Annotated in this window: 15 protein-coding genes; 8 read left to right on the top strand and 7 right to left on the bottom strand. The window is 60.0% G+C overall.

Going from position 1 to position 22,063, the window contains the following annotated elements; translation table 11 throughout:
• Nucleotides 1–452 precede the first annotated feature (452 nt).
• Both ACVW1B_RS17880 and ACVW1B_RS17875 read right to left on the bottom strand, forming a co-directional pair.
• The gene (locus ACVW1B_RS17880; RefSeq protein ID WP_456821869.1) at nt 453–824 is read right to left on the bottom strand and encodes a putative quinol monooxygenase; all 372 of its coding nucleotides are present in this window, start codon (nt 822–824) and stop codon (nt 453–455) included.
• 20 nt (nt 825–844) lie between these two features.
• Nucleotides 845–1,030 carry a hypothetical protein gene (locus tag ACVW1B_RS17875; protein WP_456821868.1) on the bottom strand — a complete coding sequence of 62 codons (186 nt, stop codon included), beginning with the start codon at nt 1,028–1,030 and terminating at the stop codon, nt 845–847.
• Between the two features lie 44 nt (nt 1,031–1,074).
• Here ACVW1B_RS17875 and ACVW1B_RS17870 point away from each other — a divergent pair, with 44 nt between their 5' ends.
• The 4 genes from ACVW1B_RS17870 to ACVW1B_RS17855 all read left to right on the top strand — a co-directional run bounded on the left by ACVW1B_RS17870 (nt 1,075) and on the right by ACVW1B_RS17855 (nt 7,839).
• Nucleotides 1,075–1,656 (top strand): hypothetical protein, encoded by a 582-nt coding sequence (locus ACVW1B_RS17870; protein ID WP_456821867.1) that lies wholly within the window; start codon nt 1,075–1,077, stop codon nt 1,654–1,656.
• A gap of 258 nt (nt 1,657–1,914) precedes the next feature.
• The gene (locus ACVW1B_RS17865; RefSeq protein WP_456823040.1) at nt 1,915–4,293 is read left to right on the top strand and encodes a tellurite resistance TerB family protein; all 2,379 of its coding nucleotides are present in this window, start codon (nt 1,915–1,917) and stop codon (nt 4,291–4,293) included.
• Nucleotides 4,290–5,621 carry an ATP-binding protein gene (locus ACVW1B_RS17860; RefSeq protein WP_456821866.1) on the top strand — a complete coding sequence of 444 codons (1,332 nt, stop codon included), beginning with the start codon at nt 4,290–4,292 and terminating at the stop codon, nt 5,619–5,621. The genes ACVW1B_RS17865 and ACVW1B_RS17860 overlap by 4 nt, the downstream gene beginning before the upstream one ends.
• On the top strand, nt 5,590–7,839 hold the full coding sequence (locus tag ACVW1B_RS17855) for a DEAD/DEAH box helicase (RefSeq protein WP_456821865.1): 2,250 nt from the start codon (nt 5,590–5,592) through the stop codon (nt 7,837–7,839). Before ACVW1B_RS17860 ends, ACVW1B_RS17855 begins: the two co-directional genes overlap by 32 nt.
• Before the next feature lie 679 nt (nt 7,840–8,518).
• Here ACVW1B_RS17855 and ACVW1B_RS17850 read toward each other — a convergent pair.
• Nucleotides 8,519–9,304, bottom strand: coding sequence for an SDR family NAD(P)-dependent oxidoreductase (locus ACVW1B_RS17850; RefSeq protein ID WP_456821864.1), 786 nt, complete (start codon nt 9,302–9,304; stop codon nt 8,519–8,521).
• A gap of 370 nt (nt 9,305–9,674) precedes the next feature.
• Here ACVW1B_RS17850 and panC point away from each other — a divergent pair, with 370 nt between their 5' ends.
• Both panC and ACVW1B_RS17840 read left to right on the top strand, forming a co-directional pair.
• Nucleotides 9,675–10,526 carry a pantoate--beta-alanine ligase gene (gene panC, locus ACVW1B_RS17845; protein WP_456821863.1) on the top strand — a complete coding sequence of 284 codons (852 nt, stop codon included), beginning with the start codon at nt 9,675–9,677 and terminating at the stop codon, nt 10,524–10,526.
• A 679-nt stretch (nt 10,527–11,205) separates the two neighbouring features.
• Nucleotides 11,206–12,315 carry a zinc-dependent alcohol dehydrogenase gene (locus tag ACVW1B_RS17840; RefSeq protein WP_456821862.1) on the top strand — a complete coding sequence of 370 codons (1,110 nt, stop codon included), beginning with the start codon at nt 11,206–11,208 and terminating at the stop codon, nt 12,313–12,315.
• 76 nt (nt 12,316–12,391) lie between these two features.
• On the opposite strand, the gene ACVW1B_RS17835 is transcribed toward ACVW1B_RS17840, so the two are convergent.
• From ACVW1B_RS17835 to ACVW1B_RS17820, 4 genes are all read right to left on the bottom strand, one after another.
• Nucleotides 12,392–13,705 carry a DUF2130 domain-containing protein gene (locus ACVW1B_RS17835; RefSeq protein ID WP_456821861.1) on the bottom strand — a complete coding sequence of 438 codons (1,314 nt, stop codon included), beginning with the start codon at nt 13,703–13,705 and terminating at the stop codon, nt 12,392–12,394.
• Nucleotides 13,706–13,796: 91 nt separating this feature from the next.
• A complete protein-coding gene (locus tag ACVW1B_RS17830) occupies nt 13,797–13,967 on the bottom strand; it encodes a hypothetical protein (protein WP_456821860.1) in 171 nt (56 codons plus the stop codon).
• Complete coding sequence (locus tag ACVW1B_RS17825; protein ID WP_456821859.1) at nt 13,964–16,264, bottom strand: AAA family ATPase; 2,301 nt, start codon at nt 16,262–16,264, stop codon at nt 13,964–13,966. The genes ACVW1B_RS17830 and ACVW1B_RS17825 overlap by 4 nt, the downstream gene beginning before the upstream one ends.
• 457 nt (nt 16,265–16,721) lie before the next feature.
• Nucleotides 16,722–17,681, bottom strand: coding sequence for a M12 family metallopeptidase (locus tag ACVW1B_RS17820; RefSeq protein WP_456821858.1), 960 nt, complete (start codon nt 17,679–17,681; stop codon nt 16,722–16,724).
• A 79-nt stretch (nt 17,682–17,760) separates the two neighbouring features.
• On the opposite strand from ACVW1B_RS17820, the gene ACVW1B_RS17815 reads away from it, so the two are divergent.
• Together ACVW1B_RS17815 and ACVW1B_RS17810 are read left to right on the top strand one after the other, a co-directional pair.
• Nucleotides 17,761–20,073 carry a caspase family protein gene (locus tag ACVW1B_RS17815; RefSeq protein WP_456821857.1) on the top strand — a complete coding sequence of 771 codons (2,313 nt, stop codon included), beginning with the start codon at nt 17,761–17,763 and terminating at the stop codon, nt 20,071–20,073.
• 52 nt (nt 20,074–20,125) lie between these two features.
• Nucleotides 20,126–22,048 carry a di-heme-cytochrome C peroxidase gene (locus tag ACVW1B_RS17810; protein WP_456821856.1) on the top strand — a complete coding sequence of 641 codons (1,923 nt, stop codon included), beginning with the start codon at nt 20,126–20,128 and terminating at the stop codon, nt 22,046–22,048.
• Nucleotides 22,049–22,063: the final 15 nt, after the last annotated feature.

Raw genomic sequence — 22,063 nt, 5'->3', positions numbered from 1 at the left:
CTTAGGCCAAGTCGAATTCGCGGCAGAGGCGTTAGAATTACGCGTATACGTGAGGCGAACAATGGCATCAGTCCTTTTTGGCACCGCAGCATGCGACATACCGCAGCGCACCTAAAGGATTTCCTAAGTTGCCCAACCTGTCGAATTTGTTTTGGCGTGTTGGGAGCACCGGCTGTTGCTCAACACCTTCCAACAGTTGCGCACGAAAAGTGGTCTTGGGCGTCGACCGCATTGCCGTCTGAAGAGAAGCAAGATGGTGATAAGGGCTAGAGCCGCCAGGGTCGCGCCGCAGTAGGGCAATTCGACAAGCGTCTCCTTCAGAGGCTGCGCTTGCCCGTCGGGCGACATCGGCGTCCGAGTCCCGTACTCCTCCGCCAAAATGATGCCGTCGGCGCCAGGCCATCCATGCCTCGGCAACGTAAACCACACTGCTCGCTTTGGCGAAGCTGACCTTACACTGCGTTTGAACAGCTCCCGTCGAACCAGGTGGGCTCGATCGGCATTGGATCGGCATATTGCCGAGGATCAAACTCTGTCGTCCCCGATACTCGATATTCTTGCACCCGCCGATGCTGGACTCGAAGCTGGCGAAACCGGCTAAGGAACTCCCGAGTGTGTGGCTGACGCAGGTGGGTAGCGAGAGCATCGGCGCTTTCCCAACACTCAACGAGTAACATCCTGTTTGGGTCGGCGACATCAACCGAGAAGTGGTACCGTTGGCACCCTGGTTCTCCGAGAGTTGCCGCTACTACAGTCTTGGTGAGGTCTGTTGCCAACGGCATTTCGCTGGCGAGGAGATTGAACGTTCCCACAATCAATATCATGCGAATATCCAGTCCCCTTGTTACTGGTTAACCAGCGGGCAGTTCCGTTCGCCAAGAGGCCGATCGGCCTCCTCTCCAGGAATGGTTGCCAAGCGTCGATAGAGATCGAAGGGCCCGTTTGACTCATCAGGTGACTTCACCTGGAAGAGATGCATGTCATGCAACACACGTCCGTCGTTACGAATGCGAATATTCTTGTTGTTCATGTCGTTTACGGGAATATCGGTCGGCGCTTATGCGAGTTTGGCGCATGCGCACCGGGGTTTCGAATACGATCACGCCGACTAATCGCCATCGCCTTGAGGCGGTGGGCGCTGGCCGCAACGCCGCCCAGAAGCATGAGTGGCGGACGGTGATCGTGCTGCTGAGCGCGGACGAGGTAGGCACCAACGAGATCATGCGTCGGACAGGCAAGTCGAAGACCTGCGTCTGGCTATGGCAGGAACGGTTCATAACGGCTGGCGTCACTGGGCTCTTGCGCGACAAGACCCGGCCTTCACGCGTCAAGCCGCTCGGAATCGAGGTAGCGGAGCGCATGGTGGCTCTGATGCTGGCCGACCCGTCGGTCGAGGCGACGCTCTTGACCGCGAATATGATGGCCAAGAAGGCCGGCATGAACGCCGGCGCGGTGCGGCGCATCTGGAAGGCGCACGGGCTGGAGCCGCATCGCTGTCGGCAGCTTGCACCGCGAGCACTCGATCTCGAGTTAGGTGGTATGCCTTGCATGCTAGGGCAACACAGCGCCGGTATAGCGCCACGTGCTGGGTGCGCTCGGTCGCCGCAACGAAGCCATGAGGGCGGAGACGTACGTATCGTGGGCGACGCTTCCTGAAGATCCTTCCGTTATGCACCTTTTCGAGCGTTGACTCAAACTCAACAGAAGTCCGGGTCCGTGCGGCGCGCTCCACGTTCGTTTTTTGTTCGTTTGGCGATTTTTGATAGGCGTCGCGCCCGGGGCAAGCGCTTGCGGCGTACGACCTTGGACGATTGTACTTCCTCGCCAGCACACGCTATCTCTGAGCTCTAGGGCTGGCCGAAGGGATGGGCTGACGGAGAAATGGGACGACGCAAGGGCGGGTCATCGGCGGGGATGGGCTTGCTGATCGTGTTGGGCTTGCTCTTCGCGGCTCTCAATGCCGTCTACCGGTTCATCGTTGAAAACTTGGCCGGGGTCATCGTAACGTGCGTGGGATCCGGTCTAATTTTTCTCCTGATTTACTTCTCTTCCAGGATCGGAAGGCGCAACCAAACCACGGCGACCGAACCGAAGCCAGCTCGGGCACCATTGAGTTCTAATCAAACCGAAACGAGTGATCAGCGGCTCTTCCGTTCGGCTCGGGCTGGTTCGCCTCCGATTCTGGCAAAGTGGGTGCAGCCTGGAGAAACGGTGACTGTCCAAGGCATCACCATCGCCGCTGGCTGTTTCTATCTGGGCGAAGCGCTATCGTTCGATGGTCGCCAGATTGACCAGTACGTCGTCAATCCCAAGCTTCCGGTGCAAACCTCGCGGCCGGACGTCTCCGGCGATTCCATGCCCTACTGGCCGTCTTATGCTGGTGTGCAGCCGGCGGCGCGGGGGGCGTTTCTCGCCTGGATGTCGACTGGAAGGAAGCAAACGGACTACGGCATCGGCTACGTCTTCATGTTCCTTTATGCCCTGGAACACAGGCTTTTCGTCGATCGGGACCTTGCGAGCGCGCCGGCCTTGATTGCAGAAGTCGAGCGACTGCTTTCCCGCCGACCCGACAACGAGTCCTTTCAGAGCTATGGCAAGCGTTTTGTGGATGTCGCAAAATGCGCCGCCGGTTTACCGCTTGCAGTTCCGCAGCCATCGGCCGAGCGACCGCACGCCGGCGAGATGGATATTTCGGTGCGCCTGCATCTTGGACGACGTCTTGCGCAATCGCCGGTCATTCTGTCCGAAGATGCGCTTCTTTGGGTTCTTGCATTGCCTGACGTGTATCTGCGAACGGCAGCCGCGCGATGCTTCGGCGAGTTTGTCGGCCTGTGGCATCTCCGGTTCCGGAACGCATTTCCCGAGGGGGTAGCTGTCGCGACCTCAGGCAACATCGATCTTCGTTACGAGGCCGCAAGTGGTGCGTTCAGCGTTCCAGTGGAGGGCGTTCATCAATCATATCCCGACGTCGCCAAGGCCGTGATGTCCTCCGAACCATTGCGACGCCTTGTGCAGGACTGTACCGACGAGTTGGACGGCTTCAGCCGGCTGCTAGGCCGTCAACCGAACGCTCGCAACTCGGTGCAGGCGTCGCTTCTGCTTCCGCAGGATCTCGTGGCGGCGACAGGATTCGAGGCTTTGCGTGGGTTTGGCGAGCGTCTGTCGGAGATCATGGGTGGTCAGACGCGTGCCAGCACAAAGATGGCCACCGTGTTGGCCGCGGCCAACTTTGACCTGCCGGATAATGGCAAGGTCCCATCGGGGCTTGCCGATCAGCTCGGGCAGCTGCTCGATCGCATGGACATCGCGATCGAGCCCGATCGACGCTTCGGCGGCTCCATCCCTCAGCCCGATGAGCAGATTTTCCTGTTCAAGGCGTCTGGTGGGGGACCGGTCGATCCGGAGCGGCCGGCCTATCGCGCCATGAAGGCCCAGGTCGAAGTCGCCGTTCTCGCCGCGGCGGCAGACGGTGACTCCACTGGCGAGGAGATGTCGCAGGTCATCGCAGGAATTAGGGACGGGAAGGATCTGCTTGCAGTCGAGCGGGCTCGCCTCATCGCGTTCGCCGTCACGATTTTCAATAACCCGCCCAAACTTTCGAGAGTCATGAAGCGTCTGGCAGAGCGCAGCGATGCCGAGCGGGAGGCCATCGCCAACGCCGCAGTCGCCGTGGTGAGCGGTGACCGGAACGTCCGGCCCGATGAGGTCAGATTCCTCGAACGGCTTCATAAGGCCTTAGGTCTTCCCAAGGAAAGGGTCTATTCCGAACTCCATCGCAGCGTTCCGCGACGTGATGAGCCGGTGCCGCTGTCCGTCGAGAGACGCGAGGCAGGTGTGCCGATCCCCGAGGACAGGCCGGCCACCGTCATGACGACTGCCGTCGCGCCGCCCAATCCGGCCGCCAGTATCAGCATCGACGCCACGCGCCTGGCGCGAACGCAACGGGAGACGGCGGCGGTTTCGGAATTGCTGGCAAATATATTTGAAGAGGAACCGACGTCCGTTCCGGTCGAGACGCCGGTGGCCTCCGCCGCGAACAGAACAACCTTCGAGGGACTGGACCGCCCGCATACGGAGCTCGTCGAGCTCCTCGAGCTGAAGGGCGCGATTGGCAGGGGCGAGTTCGACCAAAGGGCCCGCGCCATGAAGCTTCTCGCGGATGGCGCCATCGAGCGTATCAACGATTGGTCTTTTGATCACTTCGAGGAGCCTCTGCTTGAAGACGGCGACGAGATCGTCATGGTTCCGCATTTGCGGGAGCGACTGGCTGAACTGAGAGAGACCGCGGCATGAACAAGACGCCGAAGACTATTAAACCTAAGGACCGGGACACGATCATCCAGGCGCTCAGCGCTGGCGTGGTGCCACGGGTCGGTCTTGCTCACATCCAGGTTGGTAGAGCCGCCGAGATCGGCGCGTTGCTGCGTGACGTCGACCGCATCGCGGACGGCGGCGCAGCTGTCAGATTTGTCATCGGCGACTACGGTGCTGGCAAGACGTTCTTTGCCAACCTCATCAGGCTGATCGCTCTGGAGCGGAAATGTGTGACTGTTCATGCTGACCTGGCACCCGATCGCCGCATTCATGCCAGCGGCGGGCAGGCGAGAGCCCTCTATTCCGAGGCGGTCCGCAACATGGCCACCCGGACCAAACCCGAAGGCGGTGCTTTGGCGGCGGTGGTAGAGCGGCTCATTACCGACACCGTCAAGGAAGCTGGGGAACGGCAGGTCTCGGTTGAAAAAGTGATCGACGAGAAGCTCGCACCGATCCAGGAATTTGTCGGAGGGTACGATTTCGCGACCGTCCTCAAGGCCTACTGGCGCGGCAGCGAGACCACCAACGAAGAACTCAAACTTGCGGCGCTCCGGTGGTTGCGCGGAGAATTTACGACCAAAACGGAGGCGAACAAGTCGCTCGGTGTGCGGACCATTATCGATGACGACAGCGTTTATGACTCGCTCAAGTCGCTTGGATGTCTGACGAAGGTTGCCGGCTATGCCGGGCTGCTCGTGATGTTCGACGAGATGGTCAATATCTATAAGCTCCAAAACGCCCAGGCGCGCAAATCCAATTTCGAACAGATATTGCGCATCGTGAACGATGCCCTCCAAGGCAACACCTCCCATATCGGCTTTGTCATGTGCGGGACGCCGCAGTTCCTGATGGATACGCGGCGGGGCCTCTTCAGTTACGAAGCGTTGCAATCGCGGCTCGCCGAGAACCAGTTCGCCACCAAAGGCCTCGTCGACCTTTCGGGCCCGGTCATCAATCTTCAGAGCCTGACGCCGGAAGATCTCCTGGTTCTATTGTCCAACATCAGGATGGTGTTCGCAGCCGGCGATCCGTCCAGATATCTGGTTCCCGATGACGCCTTGACCGCCTTCATGGCTCATTGCGATCGGCGTATTGGAGAGGCGTATTTTCGCACGCCGCGGACCACGGTGAAGGCCTTTGTCCAGTTGCTCTCGGTTCTTGAGCAGAACCCCGGCGCGAAGTGGCAGGACCTTCTGGGGGAGGTGCAGGTTCCGGCAGATGCAGGTGGACAGGCAGATTTGATGACGGACGGCGGGACACAGCCCGGAGGTGACGATGAACTCACCAGCTTCCGCCTCGGGACTTGAAGTCGCCTATCACCTGCTTCATCCCAGGATCCAGCGCTGGATACGCGATCAGGGCTGGGATGAACTGCGTGAGATCCAGGCGCGTACGATCCTGGCCGTGCTGCAGGGCGATCGGGACATCTTGATTTCAGCGACGACGGCGGCCGGTAAGACCGAAGCCGCGTTTCTTCCCATCCTCACGTCGATTGCGGAACGCAAGGTCACAGGCTTCTCCGTTCTCTACGTCAGTCCGCTCAAGGCGCTGATCAATGATCAATTCCGCCGCCTCGAGGGATTGTGCGAGAGCATGGAAATTCCGGTTGTGAAATGGCATGGGGACGCTCCCCAGGCCGACAAGAAGAGAGCTATGAACCGGCCGGACGGCATCGCTCTCATCACCCCGGAATCGATCGAGGCGATGTTCGTCCGTCGCCCTGCCGACGCCAAACGTCTGCTGTCATCCGCAGACTTCATCATCGTCGACGAACTTCATGCCTTCCTGCAAGGGCTACGGGGGCTGCATGTTGCCAGCCTGTTGCGGCGGATCGATGCGATGTCAAACAGACCCGCCCGACGCGTCGGGCTTTCCGCGACCATCGGCGATCTTGATCAGGCCTGTTCGTGGCTACGGCCAATCGATCCCGCGAAGGTCGAACAACTCAAGGCCAAATCCGATGCGCCTGAATTGCGCCTTCAGGTCAGAGGATATGTCGAACCTCCCGACCTCGACGATCCCGATCATGCCGAAGGAGGCGGGCCCGCAACCGGACAGGAAAGGCCGCACCGGATCGCGCTCGATGCGATCTCCGACCACCTGTTCGAGACGCTGCGCGGCGAGAACAATCTTGTGTTCGGCGGATCGCGGCGCACAGTGGAGTCCACCGCCGATCGCCTGCGGCGACGCTCCGAGACGGCCAATGTCCCCAACGAGTTCTACCCGCATCACGGCAGCCTTTCCAAGACACTCCGCGAGGAGCTCGAAGACCGTCTGAAGGACGGCAGGTTGCCGACAACGGCGGTCTGCACCTCGACGCTCGAGCTCGGGGTCGATATCGGCTCGGTCAAGTCGGTTGCGCAGATCGGCGCACCGCGTTCGCTCGCGTCATTGAAGCAGCGATTGGGACGCACGGGGAGGCGCCGCGGCACGCCGTCGATCCTGCGCATCTATCTGCGCGAGCCGAACATCGACCAGAAATCCGGTATCCTCGATCGACTTCGTCCCAACACGATCCGGTCCGTCGCTGTGGTCCGCCTGTTGCAAGAGGGGTTCGTCGAAGAGGCCCGCATCGTCCCCGAAATCGCCTCGACGCTCATCCACCAGATGCTGTCCGTGATCATGGAGCGCGGCGGGATCAGGCCCAAGCCTCTGTATGATCTGCTCTGTGGAGCTGGACCGTTCTCGTCGATCTCGACGGCCGAGTTTGCCGGACTGCTGCGGCATCTCGGCAGTCCCGAAGTTCGTTACATCGAACAGGCCGGTGACGGGACCTTGATGCTCGGCCAGGAGGGCGAGAAGGTCGCGCAGTCCCGCAGCTTCTTTGCGGTGTTCGAATCGAACGAGGAGTGGCGGTTGACGGCGGGCGGGCGAACGCTCGGAACCCTGCCGATCATGCATCCCGTGCACAAGGACGGGCTGGTCGTTTTCGCGGGCCAACGCTGGATCGTCCAGGACATCGACGAGCAGACGAAGACGTTGGTGATCGCACCTCACCCAGGTGGCGTTGTGCCGCGCTTCGAGCCTGCCGCCGGTGAGCCGGCTCACGATCGGCTGATCGCCATGATGCGCGAGGTCTATCTCGCCGATGACGTCCCGTCTTATCTCGACACCAGGGCGCGAGATCTGCTGGCTGAAGGGCGCGACACATTTCACCAGCTCGATCTGGAGACGCGGGCGCTGGTTCCGGAAGAGCGCGACCTGCACGTCTTTCTTTGGCGAGGATCGCAGGCGACCGCGGTCTTCAGCGCGGCTCTCGCGATGGCAGGCCTGCAATCTGGCGGGCATGAGCTCGGGGTCTCGGTTTCCAAGATCAAGGAGGGCGAGCTGCGTCCGATCCTGTCCAAACTTGCCGGAATGCAGCAGATCGATCCGGACGACGTTGCCGCATTTGTCGCCAACATCAAGGTCGGCAAGTTCAGGGAGCAGGTCCCGGAAAGCCTGGCAAGATCATTGTGGGTCCGCCAAAACCATGACAAGGTCGGGGAAATATCCGCGATGGCCGCGCTGGCAAACTGTTCGTAGCGAAGGACTGTTCCGATGCGCGGAGCGCCGCGAAGTCGGATGCCGAAGTCAAGCGCGGCAACCAGCCTTCCGGCCTACCCGGGGATGAAGCGGCTTTCGCTCCGGTGGCCGTAGTAGCACCGCCATTTCGACGATGAAGGCCGTTGAGGGCAGTAGTGTAGAGCTCGCAGATTTCGGTGCGCGGCGTTCACGAGTCCCCCACACCCTGGCCTACATAGACGATACCGGCCTATCCTCAGGGCGAACACCGTCGAAGCTCGCTCTGTTCAGATCAGAATTGCTGCCAGGACCGGTCTCTTCTTTCCCTTGGTTCCGATGAAATCGGAGGGGCGATCCTCGAACTTCGACATACCGGTTCTGGGTGCGAAGCATTGGTCGACTGGCTTCAAGAACATGGCGCTCGAATCCGCCACGCGCAACGTCCCGCTGTCAAAGGGGTCGTGGCGGTTCGCGCAGAGGCGGGTGCAGGGTGACAATATGAAGGCGTGGTCGGTTGGGCCGCGCCTCCATTTTTGTCATTCTCGATATCGCAATCCGCAACATTTGCCGTCACACCGCGGCAAGGAGAGAAGGCGTCGCATGAACCCATCGGATCCTGTTGCGGCGCCCCAAGTCAAACTGACCGAGCCAGTAGCCAGGAGACGTTCGCCCCACGTCGCGTACGCTCCTGCGCTCAGAACTACACCGGCTTGCCCGTATATGGCATCGACGCGGTCAAGCCGCCATCTACCGCGAACGCTTGGCCGTTGACATACGACGCCTCGTCGCTCGCCAGGAACAGCCCCATCGCCGCTAGTTCGTGCGGTTGTCCTGCACGCTTGAGCGGATTGAGCTGACCGATCCTGTCCGAACTGCCGCGTTCCTTGGCACGATCGAAGGTCGCCTTGGTCATGCCCGTTTCGATCAGGCCGGGACACACCGCGTTGATGCGGACACCGGTGCCGGAGAGCGAATAAGCGGTGGTTTGCACCAGGCTGATCACGCCGGCCTTGCTCGCGGAGTAAGGGTGTCCGCCGGCACCTGCCCTGAGGCCCGCAACTGACGCAGTACAGATAATCGCGCCGGATTGTTGCCTCACCATATGCGGGATCGAATGCTTGACCGCCAGGAACGTGCCGATCAGGTTGACGCGCAGGACTTCATGCCAGTTCTCCACGGTCTGTTCGGTTATTGGCGTCCGCCCAGCGCCGATGCCGGCGTTGGCCCAGACCACGTCCAGCCTGCCATAAGCCGCGACAGCGCGATCGATGAAGTTGACTACGTCCTCCTCCAAGCCGGCATCGGCCGTGACAGCTTCCGCTATGCCACCGGCTCGCCTTATCTCCTCGACGGTCTCTTTCACACTGTCGCTGCGATCGACTGCGATCAGCTTTGCTCCGTCCCTGGTGAAGAGCAGCGATGCCGCACGCCCGATGCCGCTTCCAGCGCCGGTGATGATGACGGATTTACCTTGGAGGCGGCCCATATATTTCTCCCTTCTGGTTCACGCGCCTTGCTGCGCGATTGACGTGTCCTGCAGCACGTCCGTTCCTCACGTACTGCGACATCAAGCAGGATGAAACAGCAGACCTTCTGTGAAAATAGAAAAATGATCGCTCGCTCAGAAAACTATTTTCAAGCGGCTCGGCACACAACCACAGGAGAGGTTCTGGACACTCAGGTCTGCGGCCGCGGCGAGATCAAGAATTGACTTTAACTCAAGCCACCAACCAAAGAAGTCGCCTGCCTCACAGCTTGACAGTTTTCTTGCGCGCTCTTTAGAAGCATTTGATGCTCTAAGCCGTGCCAAATGAGCCGCGGAATCGAACTGAGGTCGTCGACGGATGGAGCCGAAAATGCAGACAATCACAACGGTCGCCGAGCTTCGCAGCTCCCTCGCTGAGGCTCGCAGAGCCAACAAGCGGGTCGGAGTTGTGCCGACAATGGGCTATCTCCACGATGGCCACTTGGCGCTGGTCGAGGCCAGCCGGGCTCAATGCGACGTCACCGTGGTCAGCATCTTCATCAATCCCACTCAGTTCGGACCAAGCGAGGATCTCAGCACCTATCCTCGCGACTTTGAACGGGATGAGAAACTGTGCCGCGACGCCGGTGCTGCGATCCTTTTTGCGCCGGACGTTCAGGAAGTCTATCCGACTCAATTTGAGACCTTTGTCGAGCCGGGTGAACTCGCGAAACCGCTATGCGGAGCATTTAGGCCTGGACATTTTCGTGGTGTCGCGACGGTCGTATGCAAGCTGTTCAACATGGTGCAGCCGGACATCGCGTTTTTTGGACAGAAAGACTTTCAGCAATGCGCGGTCGTTCGCCGCATGACGATCGATCTCAATCTTCCGATCGAGATAGTCGCCGTGCCGACCGTTCGGGAGCAAGATGGACTCGCGATGAGTAGCCGCAACCGGTATCTCAGCGAGGAAGAACGTCGGCGGGCCCTTGCCATCAGTCGTGGGCTGTTCGCTGCGGCCGACGGGTTTCGCTCAGGTGAGCGTAACGTGAAGAAGCTGATCGCGATCGCGATGGGGCATTTGGAGCCAGTTGACCGAGTGCAGTATCTTGAACTTGTCTACAGCGACACGCTCAGGACCGCGGAAAGTCCATTGCGGCGACCCGCGGCGCTGTGTGCCGCAGCTTACGTCGGCTCGACCCGGCTGATTGACAATGTCCTATTGGCATCGCCAACTTCGTAGCGCAGTTCAAGGGCAATGGGGCATCCCCATCCGATCACGGCGAGCGGCTGCGAGCCGATCGCCTACACGCCGCGGCGGGGCGGACGTCCGGCGCAAGCGCGCCGCACGGCTTTCAGCATCGCGCGCCCATAGGATGGCGCGATGGGCGAACAGGAGCCACGAGCGTGCGGCCCCGTAGGGATGCCGCGGGTTGATTTTAACTCAAGGTACCCACCCAAGAAGTCGTTTGCGCGGAGCGCTGTCAAATCATACCCGAATGCTGACCTAGGTCGGTCCGGCCCAAGAGCGCCAATCGGGAGAGGAAGCTTATGACCCGTCACGTTGGTCTCGTGAGCCGCGAGGCATCGTCCCGGTGTTCAATCGCCGTCTCAAGCACGGCCTCAAGTGCCAGCCTCACGTCGTCAAACTTTCATCAAGCGTAACGCCGGCTTGCCATTCACGTAACGGAGGCGGTCACCAAGGATGTCGAGCAGGGGCTGCAGCGATCGCGTCTATTCCTGACATTCGCGATCGTGCGATGAAGAGCGCAGACGCGAGGAAGGACATGGCATCCAGTCCTTCACGGAAAGCGGGACGCCGCAATGCTCCACGCGCGCTGACATGGCTGTCGCAATTTTCGGAACACCCGCAACATGGCCGCGCGAATCGCGACTAGGGACTGGAAGATTGGAGAGAAGAAATGAATATGCACGGCCTGTTTTGCAGGTGCGGAGCGCACCATCATCCCACCGCCGCCGAACACGGCTCGGCAATTCCACGCGCCAAGGGCGAGACAGTCGCAAGCTTGGTATTCACTGGAAGCGGCCTTGAGTGGCAGGAGCGCGCAAAGCCGCGGATAAAGGCGTCCGTTGAGGCGATAGTCCGGCCGATCGCGTCCACTACCTGTGATCTCGATCACCATATCTTGGCAGGCAAGACGCCAATTCGTGCACCATTCTCCATCGGCCACGAGGCGGTGGGCGAGGTCGTCGAGATAGGCGATGACGTCAAGACCGTTTCGATCGGCGATATTGTCAGTATTCCCTGGCATTTTAATTGCGGAACGTGTGACCGCTGCCTTAGCGGCCTGACTGCTCATTGCCGCAAGGTTACTCCTGGATCCTGCTACGGCTTGCCACCTGGCGAATGCGGTGGCTTGTTCGATGACCTGGTTCGCGTGCCTTGGGCCGACGGGATGCTGCTCAAGCTACCGGAAGGCGTCGATCCGGTTGCCGCGGTTTCAGCCAGCGACAACTTGTCCATTGGATGGGAGGTCACGGCCCCGCATCTGAAGAACAAGCCGTCGGCGCGCGTTCTTGTGATCGGAGGGGTGAACAGCATCGGTCTCTACGTCGCTGAGTTCGCGCGAGCTCTAGGTGCAGGTGAGGTTGTCTATTGCGACACGAGTGAGCGTCGCCTAGCGATTGCCACGCAACTCGGCGTCACGCCGCACGCAGGCCTACCCGACGATGCGATCGGCACGTTCGACCTCAGCGTTGACGCTTCGTGTGATCCCTCCGGTCTACGTCGAGCAATTACGGCGCTTGAGCCCGAGGGAGTTTGCGAGAGCGTCGGTATTTACTTCAGTGACGTGCCACTCCCAACGTATGCGATGTATAGCCGCGGCGTCCGCTTTCGTACTGGTAAGGGCAACGCAAGACATGCGATGGGGGCGGTCCTAAAGATGCTGGCCGACAAGCAAATCCGACCTGACCTAATCCATTCAGTCGTTTTGCCATGGGATCGCGCTGCGGAAGAGCTTGGCGCCTCTGATAAGCCGGTCTTCACCCGCTCCCCGATGACGCGTTGACATTTTCCAGATCTCGCCAGAACAAACGCCGTGGTTGCCAGCTCAGTCGATGCGTTCGACATGGTGCCAACCCAACTCAGGAGACCTTTCGCGCAGCCTCGTCGTGGTCTTCCAGCAGCGGCACATCTAGGCTTGAGATTTCCGGCATGGCCTTGCCGGCAATGGCTTGCAAGTCGCCGACCATGCCGACCGTGGATTCGATCACGGATACAATCTGGGTCTCGCGTTTCGCCCATTGGCGGCCCATGAATTTGCGTTCCCTGTCGAGATCGTCCCGCATATCGTTGAACTTCTCGACGACGGCTTCCACCCGCTGCCGGAATTTGGTGCCGGTGAGGTACTGATAGACCTGCTCCATCTTGGACTGCTGGCCCTGCTGAACCAGCCGTGAGCTGTTGACCTCGATCAAGGTCTGTCTCAGCGCCACGGCGACCGGAACGGCGCAGCGCGGATGAGCGACCCATACGCCGTCCAGCAAATCAAACTGCTCGATGTGCCTGGGGAGCGCCTGAGAGACAATGAGCGCAATATCGGCTCCGCAACGCCGCTGGTCATCGCGGAGCTTGGCCAGCCAGCCATCGCTCCACGCCTTGGTGCGCTTTAATTCCCACAGGATGATGCCGGCGGACTGGCCGATGGAACCGTTGACTTGCTGGACGACATCCGCGCCCAGCTCTCCCTTGCCGACCGGCTCGATGTGGTCAGTCGGGAAGCGTCCACGGAGGAGGTCTTCGAGCTCGAGCTCGAGCACCTCGCCCTGGGATTGCTGCGACCCTTGCTCGGCCTTGCGCTTCAATTCCTCGATCGTGCGCGCCATGGAATCGATGGTCTGGTCTTTTTCCAGTACGCGCAGCCTCGCGGCTTCATCCGCCTCCACCCTGGCCTTGGAGCGAATGTCGTCGACGGATGCCTGGACACGCTTTTCAACGGTGAGGTCGAGCTCACGCTTTGCCTCGTCCAGCGCGCGCTCCTTGCGCATCAGTTCAGCCTGAGCCTGCTGGGCCTCCGCCAGCTTTGCGTTGTTGGCTTCCAGGGTCTTGCGAAGTTCATCGAGTTCGGCGCCCTTTGACTGCAGTTCCGCGGCAGCGGCGTCGCGGGCTTTCCGGGCCTCGAGGGCGGCGATCTGGATGCGCTCGGCCGCGAGCCGCTGGGCGAGCTGGTCCTCAATCTGCTCTCGCGACCTCTCGATTTGCTCGCGTTCCAGCCGCAGGGCTTCGGTCTTGCGCGCGACCTCGGCATCCTTGCTGGCGAGCTGCTCCTGAAACCGGCGGCGTGTCGCCTCGATTAGGGGCGCGGCCAGCGACTCCGTCAGCTTGATTTCATGGCTGCAATTCGGGCAGTGGAGGGTGGGTTCATGCGGCGGATGGTGTGGCGTTGCGTTCGAATTCATGGTCCTGCCTGACTTGTCGCCATGCTGCCGCAATGGAGGCCGTCCGGCCGGTCCGCCGGGCTTACGCTGCGGATTTACCGTGATTTCCGCATCAATGGTCGAATGCAATGGGCTTGCGCAGCAGCTTTTCCACCGAAACCCGCATCAACTGGCCGATATGGACGTGAATCCGCTCAAGCCAGTTGTATATCCGGTTTGCGGCGCGCCGCGCCGCTGCTGCAGGTACCGGTATGCTCCTGCACAAAACGGTCTGCGGCTTCATCGGCATAGTCGGCGCAGGCCGGCCAAATGGGTTGGATCAACGGCTTCCATCATCGCGACCATGGCGGCCGTGGCGGCCTTGCTCTCCTCCAGCGTCATCGAGGAGAACCCGATCAGGTCGTCGATGCTGTCCGAGTGCGATTCCAGCTGCACGAGACGCTCCAGCGCCGCGATGCGCTCATCGTCCAGCGTGGCGTTATCCCTTCGCAGCTGGCCCATTTTCGAAGCGAAACCCGCGCTTCCCGGGCAACGAAACGCCAGGAAGACGTCGAGAACGCGTCGCAGCACGTTCGGCATCATGTAGCCATATTCATAATCCGTATCCGTGCTGGCATCGAACTTCAGCACGTGATCGACCAGGTAGTGATACTCGGAATCATATTCACGCAGCAGCTTCGACATTTCGACGATCGAAGATGAGCGCGCGCCAGTTCCTTTCGGGATCTTGACGTCCAGAAATAGCAGGCTTGCGGTCGGCGCCGTTGCTTCATTGCGCGGCTTATGGAGGCCTTTCCAGGCTTTCTTGAACTCGTTCATGCAGTTCTGATTGTGCGTCAGCACGAACACTTGAGCCGCATTCGCAAGCCGGCTCAAGAGCAGCGAGCAGGCATAGTTCAGCGCTCTGCTGTCCAGGCTCGAGATCGGATCGTCCACGATGACGATGCGGTCCTTGATTGACCGTCCTTCAGCCTCCAGCGTGGAGAGGAAATAGCAGATCGCGATTGCGGTCTTCTCTCCTTCGCTGGGGCTGCTGTCGATCGGCCGCCCGCGGCGATGAATCTCGTAGCCTTCCTCGACGCTGGAAATCGAGAGCTCGTTGTGGCCGAGATAGGCCTCTATGAGACGGTTGATCTTTTCTGCCGCTCGACCGTGCTCCTTGATCCGGGATCGCAAATCGATCGCTTGCTGCTGAAGCTGATTGTAGCTGGCCGTCGTCGTGTCGACGTCAGCCTGGGCGTCGCTGATCGCTTGGCTTACGTTCTGAAACTCACTTTTCTTGTCGGCGAGATGGTGACGTCTGAGCGCAAGACGGGCTTCGTCCTGCCGCTGGGTGAATTTGGCAGAGGATTCGTTGTGCTTTTCGATGGCCGAATTGAGCACGTCCGCCCATGCATTGACCAGGCCGAGGGCCGAGGCAATCAGCTTTTCGTCATTCCATGCCAATTCCTCTTTCAGTGCGATCGTCGGGCGCTGTAGCTTTGCCTCAATGGCGGCAATGGCTGGGCTGAGCACTGTTTCGACGGCCTCCTGCAGGCTGTCCTTGACCCGGATCGCTGCATCCTCATAGGTGCCGCGAACATCGGCCGCGATCTCTTTCGAAGGTGCAAGGTTGAGAGCCGCCTTCAGGTAGCGATCCCGCTCCTTGCCCAGCACGTCCCGCACGTTTTCGAGTTGCGCCACAAACTGCTGGAAGCCCTCGTCAAGGGCGCGTTCCAGCAACTGCTTGCGTTCATCCGACAGCTCTCCGCCGCAGAACAGGCAGCTCTCCAGCCGGTGCTCCCGGTGATAGCTGCTGCCTTCCTGGACCCAGAGCAACATCTCCGGATGCTTTTGCAGTTCAGCGATGATCGTGAGGCTTGGCGTCTGGAGGAGCAACGTGGCTGCTTTTTTCAGCGCATCGTCCGTCGCACTCGTTCCGAATCCAAAGAGATCGACCTTGGGCATCGCCTGTTCCAGCCGGCACACCTCGCGTTGGGCGGCCAGGCCCTGGTCGTCCAGTTTCGCATCGGCGCCAAGGTCGAGATTGGCGTAATCCGATGTAAGCTGCGGCGCTTCGTACTTGCGGCTGGCTTGCCGCAGCTCCGCAGAGATTGCCCGGGCGCTGTCGCGCTTGAAGGCCGTAAGTTGTTGCTCCTTTGTGCGATGCAGGCGCTCGGCGGCGATCTTCCGCTCATTTGCCGCAGGAAGCGCCGCCTCGGTCTTCGCGAGCTCCGCTGCCAGCTCGGCCTGTTCCCGGCCGATGTAAAACACAGGCTTGGCCCGACCCGCGGACCATTGCAGATTGAGATTGATGAAGTCTTCATTGAAGACGGCGAGGGGACCGGCGAGGCCGTTACCGGGCCCAGCCTTGATCGTCGTCCCGTCGCTGGTCAAAACCTCGAATTCGCAACCGGCAGGAAGCCGCGTTGGTGGCGGATCGTCTTGCATGGCGGCAAAGCAGCGCGAGAGCGTGCTTTTTCCAGATCCATTGAATCCGTATATCAGATTGAAGCGCTTGAACTCGATACTTGGTGACTTCGCGTTCCTGTCCGCCAAAACACCGGCGTGAGCCAGCTTGGAAATATTGGAAATCAACATAGCAATCCAGCACCCCAATCAACAAACGTAACAATCACGACAGATGTGCGAATGCAAGCACTGCTTGTATCGTTCTTTGCTACAATCAAATTCCACGCGGCAAAATCACGGGGGCGGGGAGCGGACTTTGACGCCGGTGCGTTGGCACCACAGCGTTCGCCGCCGGCCCTCCGGAAAATCAGTTGAAGCGCATCCACGTCGCACAGCGGGTTTGGCGGCCGTCACCAATCAGGATCGGATGTGGACAGGCAATCCCGGCGCGCGGTGAAGGGCGCCCGTTGCCGGCGCTCCAGCAGGCCTATGACGCGCCGCGATCCTCAATACCTCAGTGCCGCCGAGACCGGGCGGCTGTCCCGCGCAAGGCAACGGCGTGATTGGCGCAACGGCTTACCGCCATGCGACGTCGCAAAAGACGATACCGGTGGTGGCAGGCACAGGAGCCTCAGAACCAGCGCACTCACGGCCCATCATCCAGCTTGCGAAGTTCGCGGGCCAGGTCTTTGACCGCTTGCGGGGCACTTGACCCATTCACGTCGCCGAGGATGCCGCGTGCGCGTTCCGGCGAAACGACGGCGGGGCCCATCGGATAGGCCAGCCGCAATCCCTCATAGTCCCGGTCCGATGGCAGCAGATTCTCCTTCGAATAACAGACGCTGGCTTCGCCGTTCTTCAGGAACGACGACTTGAAGAAGTACTTCATGATCGACAGCGGATCATAGGAAGACCAGGTGTAGCTGTGGCTGTCTTGATTGAGCTGCTTCAGATTGGTTTCATACTCTGCGTTGGTCCAGCCGTAAGCTGAGAGAACTGCGTCCTTGATGAATTCGGGCTCGCACTTCGCGGCTGGCGACTGATGCTCGTGATCGAAGCCAAGCGCATGCATGATTTCGTGCATGGTGGTTTGCTGGGCCGTGTCCGGCGAATAGTCGGTTGCGATGCCTTGGAGCATAACCGACGGCCCGTCCTTGACGTCCGGATGATGCGACGTCCGGCCGATATAGGCCGCGCAACATCCTCCGGAGAAGCTGACGCGAATGTCGCTCCTGGTTCCGGGCGCTGTGCATGACCTGAAGTCCGGTGCTGCGCCGAAATCAATTGCGATATTGACGTTCTTCCCGTCCAGCAGCTTCGCGACCGACGCCAGTACCAGCGCTTTCTCCTCGCTGCTGCCGCCATAAAAACAGGCCTTCAATTTCTGTCCCGGATTCCACAGCAACAGCCGGGAGTAAACATACTTCGCGTCGGGATCGAGCGGCTCAGCGAGCTTCTGCAGCGCATTGACATTGAGGTCCTTGCTGAGCCGGACGGACTTGTCTCCCAGTCCGTGCAGATCGTGGGCCGCCGCCGGAAACACCAGGCCGACCAATGCTGTCAGCAACAAAATGGTCCGTGAGGTTGTCATGATCCCGCGTATCATTTTCGCCCCCTGAAATCTGCTTGCGTCCTAAAAAGAGTATCAATACGGTATAGCCCGTTAAACGGGAAGGCTGACGGACATGAAATTTTCACCGTGGCCCATTTTTTTTGTATTTTTATCGATTTGTTTTCCGGCGCAAGCAGAGCCGGTGCCATTTCCGGGGGAGGCGGACACGCAACTGCCGAAGCGCCTGGCATTGGTCATCGGCGTCGAGAACTATCAGAACAGCAGCGGACTGTACCTCAGGCCGTTGCCCGATGCCGCACAGGATGCACGGGCGATCGCCGCGTTCTTGCCGCAGCTCGGCTTCGAAAAGCCCCAGCTCGTCATTGGGACAGACAGCAACATTTTTGTAACCAAGAATATTATCGAGGCGGCGATCGATGATTTCATCGGCAGTGCCAAGAAAGCAAAAGACGATAGCGGGCGGCTGCCAGTCCTGCTGGTGTATTTCTCTGGACATGGCTTTAGCGTCGATGGAGCAAGCTATCTAATTCCTTCAGACCTTTACGCGACGAACCTTAGCCAGTTTAAAACGTCATCTGTGCCGTTGCTGGAAGACATTGTGCTGCGGCTTCAGAATGAGGTGGAGCCGGCGCTGCAAATCATCATCACCGACGCGTGCCGGACGCCGACGCCAGCAACGATAAATGCCGCGCCCGGCACCAAGGACCTCATAAGCGGCACCGTCGATCCGAACCATGGCCGGGCTGCGGTCAAAACCGAGCTGGGAAAAAATCGCTCGCTCTTCTTGTATTCGACCCTGGACGGCAATCCGGCCTTTGGTACCGCTGGAGCTGGCGGCCGGTTCACGAATGCCTTGAAATCTGCCCTCAGCACCGTGGTCGCGCGCTCCGCGGCTGAAGACACCAGCCGGGTTTCGATTCGGGAGGTGTTCGACCGAGCCAAATTCGAGATGGACACCGCTGTGACGGGCAAATGGCAAAAGCCGTTGTTCGATGACAGCTTCGGATCGTCATTCTATCTGCTTCCGACCGTCACCGAGTTCAAGCTGGAGCGGGCGTCCTATGACAGCACCACGCTTGACGCCGGCGTGAGTGCGCGAGCGGCCTGGGACAGGCGCGTCTGCAATCTCCGCGAAATGCTCTTTCAGATTTCGGAATATTCGTATTACTCGCAACGCGTCATTGACGAGATGTTCCGGCCCCCCGCCTGGGGACCGCTCGACTGCGCAGCGGTACAGTCATTGGGTGGAGGTCAAATTGGCGCGGCCGCGCCCGCGTCCAAGGACGCGGGGAAATGGAACGTTCCAAGCTTGTCGGGCCCAAGCGCCTTGCCTTCGCAGGTGCGGTCACAAACCGGTCAACGGGGTGAGCGATTGCAGCGCGGTATCGACGGCTGGAGGATCGCATCGGAGCTGCAGATCGGCCGCATTGTCCCAGCGGCCGAGCTAACTACGCCGGCGCCTGCGCCATCAGGGCGGTCGTCGAATGTATTCGCTCAACTTTCGACCCCGGACAGTTCGACGGGCGGGGTGACGGTTCAGAAGAAGCCAGACTTTGGCGATGCCGCGACGGCAATCTCGCAATCGCCGCTTGTGGCCAATGCACCGCCGATCGCATTGCCGCCGCCCGATGTGCCGCTCGACCAGGCTGTCGTGGCGAAGGTAAATCTGTTCCTGCGGGAGATGGCCGATCCTCAATCGCCGCCAAAAGCGGTCATTCCTGCCGGAGAGTTTCTCCAGGTCATGAGTACATCGCCTGGACGAACCTGGCTGCTGGTCAAGCATGCAAGTCTGGGTTCGGGATATGTCTCGGGCGATCTGATCGAGGCGGCGCTGATGAAGTTGAGCAAGCTCGTGACGTTCCAACCCAACCAATTTGAGCTGGACGAAAACGCCAAGATTCAGTTGCTTGGCGCGTACGGACTGCTGGGCGGCGTTGCGATCGTCGATGCCGTGGCTGAATACCCGGACACGGATGGGACGCTAGGTTTTGCCAGAGCATCGGGCGCCGCGAAATTTGTCAGCGATGTCGCGACACCGCATGAGCCGAACCGCAAGAGCCAGCTCTACATTGCCGTGCGGGCAAGCAAGGACAAAGCGAGCGTCGCGGCGGGCTCCGTGCGCATGACCATTCTCGGTCTTCCACTCGATAGAAAGACGCGTGCCGCGCTTGCGCAGGTCTACCAATCAGGAACCCCGATCAATCTGGACATCGTCAAGTCGGCGAATCCGGCCGACCCGTCGAGGGATCCGGATGTTGATCTGCGATATTGCAACAGCCTGGGCGGCGCCTGCTCGACGCCGAAGCTGAAAGCGGACACGGTCGATCCACTCAAGGTCGAATTGGGCAAGGCGTTGACGGGCGGCGCCGACTCTCAGCCGCTCAATGATGTGTTCAGGAAGCTCCAGCCACTCGTCAAGTTTTGAAGCCTGTCTGTTCAGGCAGATTCTGATTGCGCTTTTTTTGAGGTGATTGGCCATGATTCGGCGGTTGATGATTTGTGCGGCGCTTTTGACTGTCATTATTTGTCATCCAGTCCAAGGCGCGAATAAGAGCAAGAGCTGTGGCAAGGATCTTGGTCAAGGTTGGACCCAGTGCGACCGAGACTGGTGGTACACCGTCACGCAGGGGTCGCGGCTACTGCCGCTCGGCTGGATCCAGGCTCTCGAACTGCCCAATGGCCGCGGCATGTTTTTGTCCGACGACAACATTCGTCGCTTCAACTATCTGACCAATGCCAAATCAGAGACCAACCCGTACGGCCTTCCTGTCGGGTTCGTTGTCGATTCCGGAAATGGTCAGCAGGCGTCGATGTGCCAGGTGCTGCCCAAATCGTGCGCCGGGGAGGTCATGCAGAAGCCGTGGGTGGGCCTCAATTGTTCGGCCTGCCACACGAATGAGATCACCTATCAGGGCAAGACGTTGAGAGTAGACGGCGCTCCCACGCTGGCCGACTTCCAGGGCTTGTTCTCCCAGATGTTGGACGCACTGATTGCAACGGAAGCAGACAACGGCAAATTCCAGCGGTTCGCAGACGCTGTGCTTGGCAATCAAAACGCCGTTTTCGCGCAGAAGTTACGCGGCGAGCTACAGGAAGTGATTGCTTGGGAAAAAGCGCTTCGTGACAAGAACGCATCCCGTGTCCAGTACGGCTTCGGCCGCCTCGACGCGCAGGGGCATATTCTGAACAAGGCGTCGCTGCTTCTCGGGGTCGATCCTCAATTGCAATTCCCAGCCGACGCTCCGGCAAGCTATCCCCACATCTGGAACGCCCCGCAGCACGACTTTGTGCAGTGGAACGGACTTGCGCAGAACAATCTCGAATACACGATCAACGGCCGCAAAACCAATGTCGGGGCGCTGGCCCGCAACGTGGGGGAGGTGATAGGCGTATTCGCCCAACTCGATCCGTCGAGGTCGGATTGGCTTGGCGGTTACAGGTCGAGTGTGCAGTTGGAGAATCTGATCGATATCGAGCGCCGGCTCGGGCTACTTCAATCCCCAAAATGGCCCCAGGAGCTTGGTCCGGAGTGGAAGATCAAAACTGAGCTGCTCGATCAGGGGAGGACAGCCTTCAAAGCGCACTGCGTCGAGTGTCATACGCCGCTCGCGTCCGACGATTTGAAGACGCCGATCGTCGCCGATATGCGATCGATCTCGGATGTCGGGACGGACCTGGCGCTGGCATGCAACACGTTCTTCCATCAGTCGAAGTCCGGGTGGCTGGAGGGCCGCAAAACCCTCATCGTGGTTGGCGCTTCGATCGCCGCCACCGATTCGACGGCGACGATCCTGCAGAACCTAATCGCAGGCTCCGTCATTGGCGGCCGTGAAGCCCTGGCAAAGAAAGCCATCAAGGACCTCCTGACCCCGCGACCGCGACCTGAGATTTCCGCTGCTCCTCCGCCTGGTCCCTCTGTTGAGTATTTGCCTGGCGTGACCGACGTGGAATTGAAGAAGCGAGCCGAGCGGTGCCTGCTGGCGGCGCGCACGGACTTCAAGACAAAGAAGCTCGCCTACAAGGCAAGGCCCCTCAATGGAATATGGGCAACGGCGCCCTATCTTCATAATGGTTCTGTTCCGACCTTGTACGATCTGCTGCTGCCAACGACGCTTCGAAACACGGCACCGTTGCCGGCCGCGGGCACTTCGGCGAGCAGTTCAGCCAACGGCGCGCCTCCTTCGACTGTCCGGCCGGATTTCTTTTACGTAGGAAGCCACGAATTTGATCCCGAGCACGTCGGATTCAAGTCACAATCACCGGCTGCCGAATTCAAATTCGAGGTTCGAGCGCCGGACGGGTCGCCGATTTTTGGCAACTACAATTCGGGCCACGAATACGGCACCGATCTAAGTGAATCTGATCGAAGGGCCCTTGTGGAATATCTGAAGACTCTTTGAGGCAGCTTGGTGTTC

The sequence above is a fragment of the Bradyrhizobium sp. USDA 4502 genome (assembly GCF_054063355.1).
The sequence above is the reverse complement of the archived record's forward strand: the minus strand, read 5'-3'. Positions and strand labels throughout refer to the sequence as shown.

Bases quoted from the DNA above. Each gene is read 5' to 3' on its own strand.
- ACVW1B_RS17865 (WP_456823040.1), top strand. From the start codon at position 1,915: ATGGGCTTGCTGATCGTGTTGGGCTTGCTCTTCGCGGCTCTCAATGCC.
- ACVW1B_RS17835 (WP_456821861.1), bottom strand. From the start codon at position 13,705: ATGAATTCGAACGCAACGCCACACCATCCGCCGCATGAACCCACCCTC.
- ACVW1B_RS17820 (WP_456821858.1), bottom strand. From the start codon at position 17,681: ATGATACGCGGGATCATGACAACCTCACGGACCATTTTGTTGCTGACA.
- ACVW1B_RS17830 (WP_456821860.1), bottom strand. From the start codon at position 13,967: ATGAAGCCGCAGACCGTTTTGTGCAGGAGCATACCGGTACCTGCAGCA.
- panC (WP_456821863.1), top strand. From the start codon at position 9,675: ATGCAGACAATCACAACGGTCGCCGAGCTTCGCAGCTCCCTCGCTGAG.
- ACVW1B_RS17850 (WP_456821864.1), bottom strand. From the start codon at position 9,304: ATGGGCCGCCTCCAAGGTAAATCCGTCATCATCACCGGCGCTGGAAGC.
- ACVW1B_RS17875 (WP_456821868.1), bottom strand. From the start codon at position 1,030: ATGAACAACAAGAATATTCGCATTCGTAACGACGGACGTGTGTTGCAT.
- ACVW1B_RS17870 (WP_456821867.1), top strand. From the start codon at position 1,075: ATGCGCACCGGGGTTTCGAATACGATCACGCCGACTAATCGCCATCGC.
- ACVW1B_RS17815 (WP_456821857.1), top strand. From the start codon at position 17,761: ATGAAATTTTCACCGTGGCCCATTTTTTTTGTATTTTTATCGATTTGT.
- ACVW1B_RS17840 (WP_456821862.1), top strand. From the start codon at position 11,206: ATGAATATGCACGGCCTGTTTTGCAGGTGCGGAGCGCACCATCATCCC.
- ACVW1B_RS17860 (WP_456821866.1), top strand. From the start codon at position 4,290: ATGAACAAGACGCCGAAGACTATTAAACCTAAGGACCGGGACACGATC.
- ACVW1B_RS17810 (WP_456821856.1), top strand. From the start codon at position 20,126: ATGATTCGGCGGTTGATGATTTGTGCGGCGCTTTTGACTGTCATTATT.
- ACVW1B_RS17880 (WP_456821869.1), bottom strand. From the start codon at position 824: ATGATATTGATTGTGGGAACGTTCAATCTCCTCGCCAGCGAAATGCCG.
- ACVW1B_RS17855 (WP_456821865.1), top strand. From the start codon at position 5,590: ATGAACTCACCAGCTTCCGCCTCGGGACTTGAAGTCGCCTATCACCTG.
- ACVW1B_RS17825 (WP_456821859.1), bottom strand. From the start codon at position 16,264: ATGTTGATTTCCAATATTTCCAAGCTGGCTCACGCCGGTGTTTTGGCG.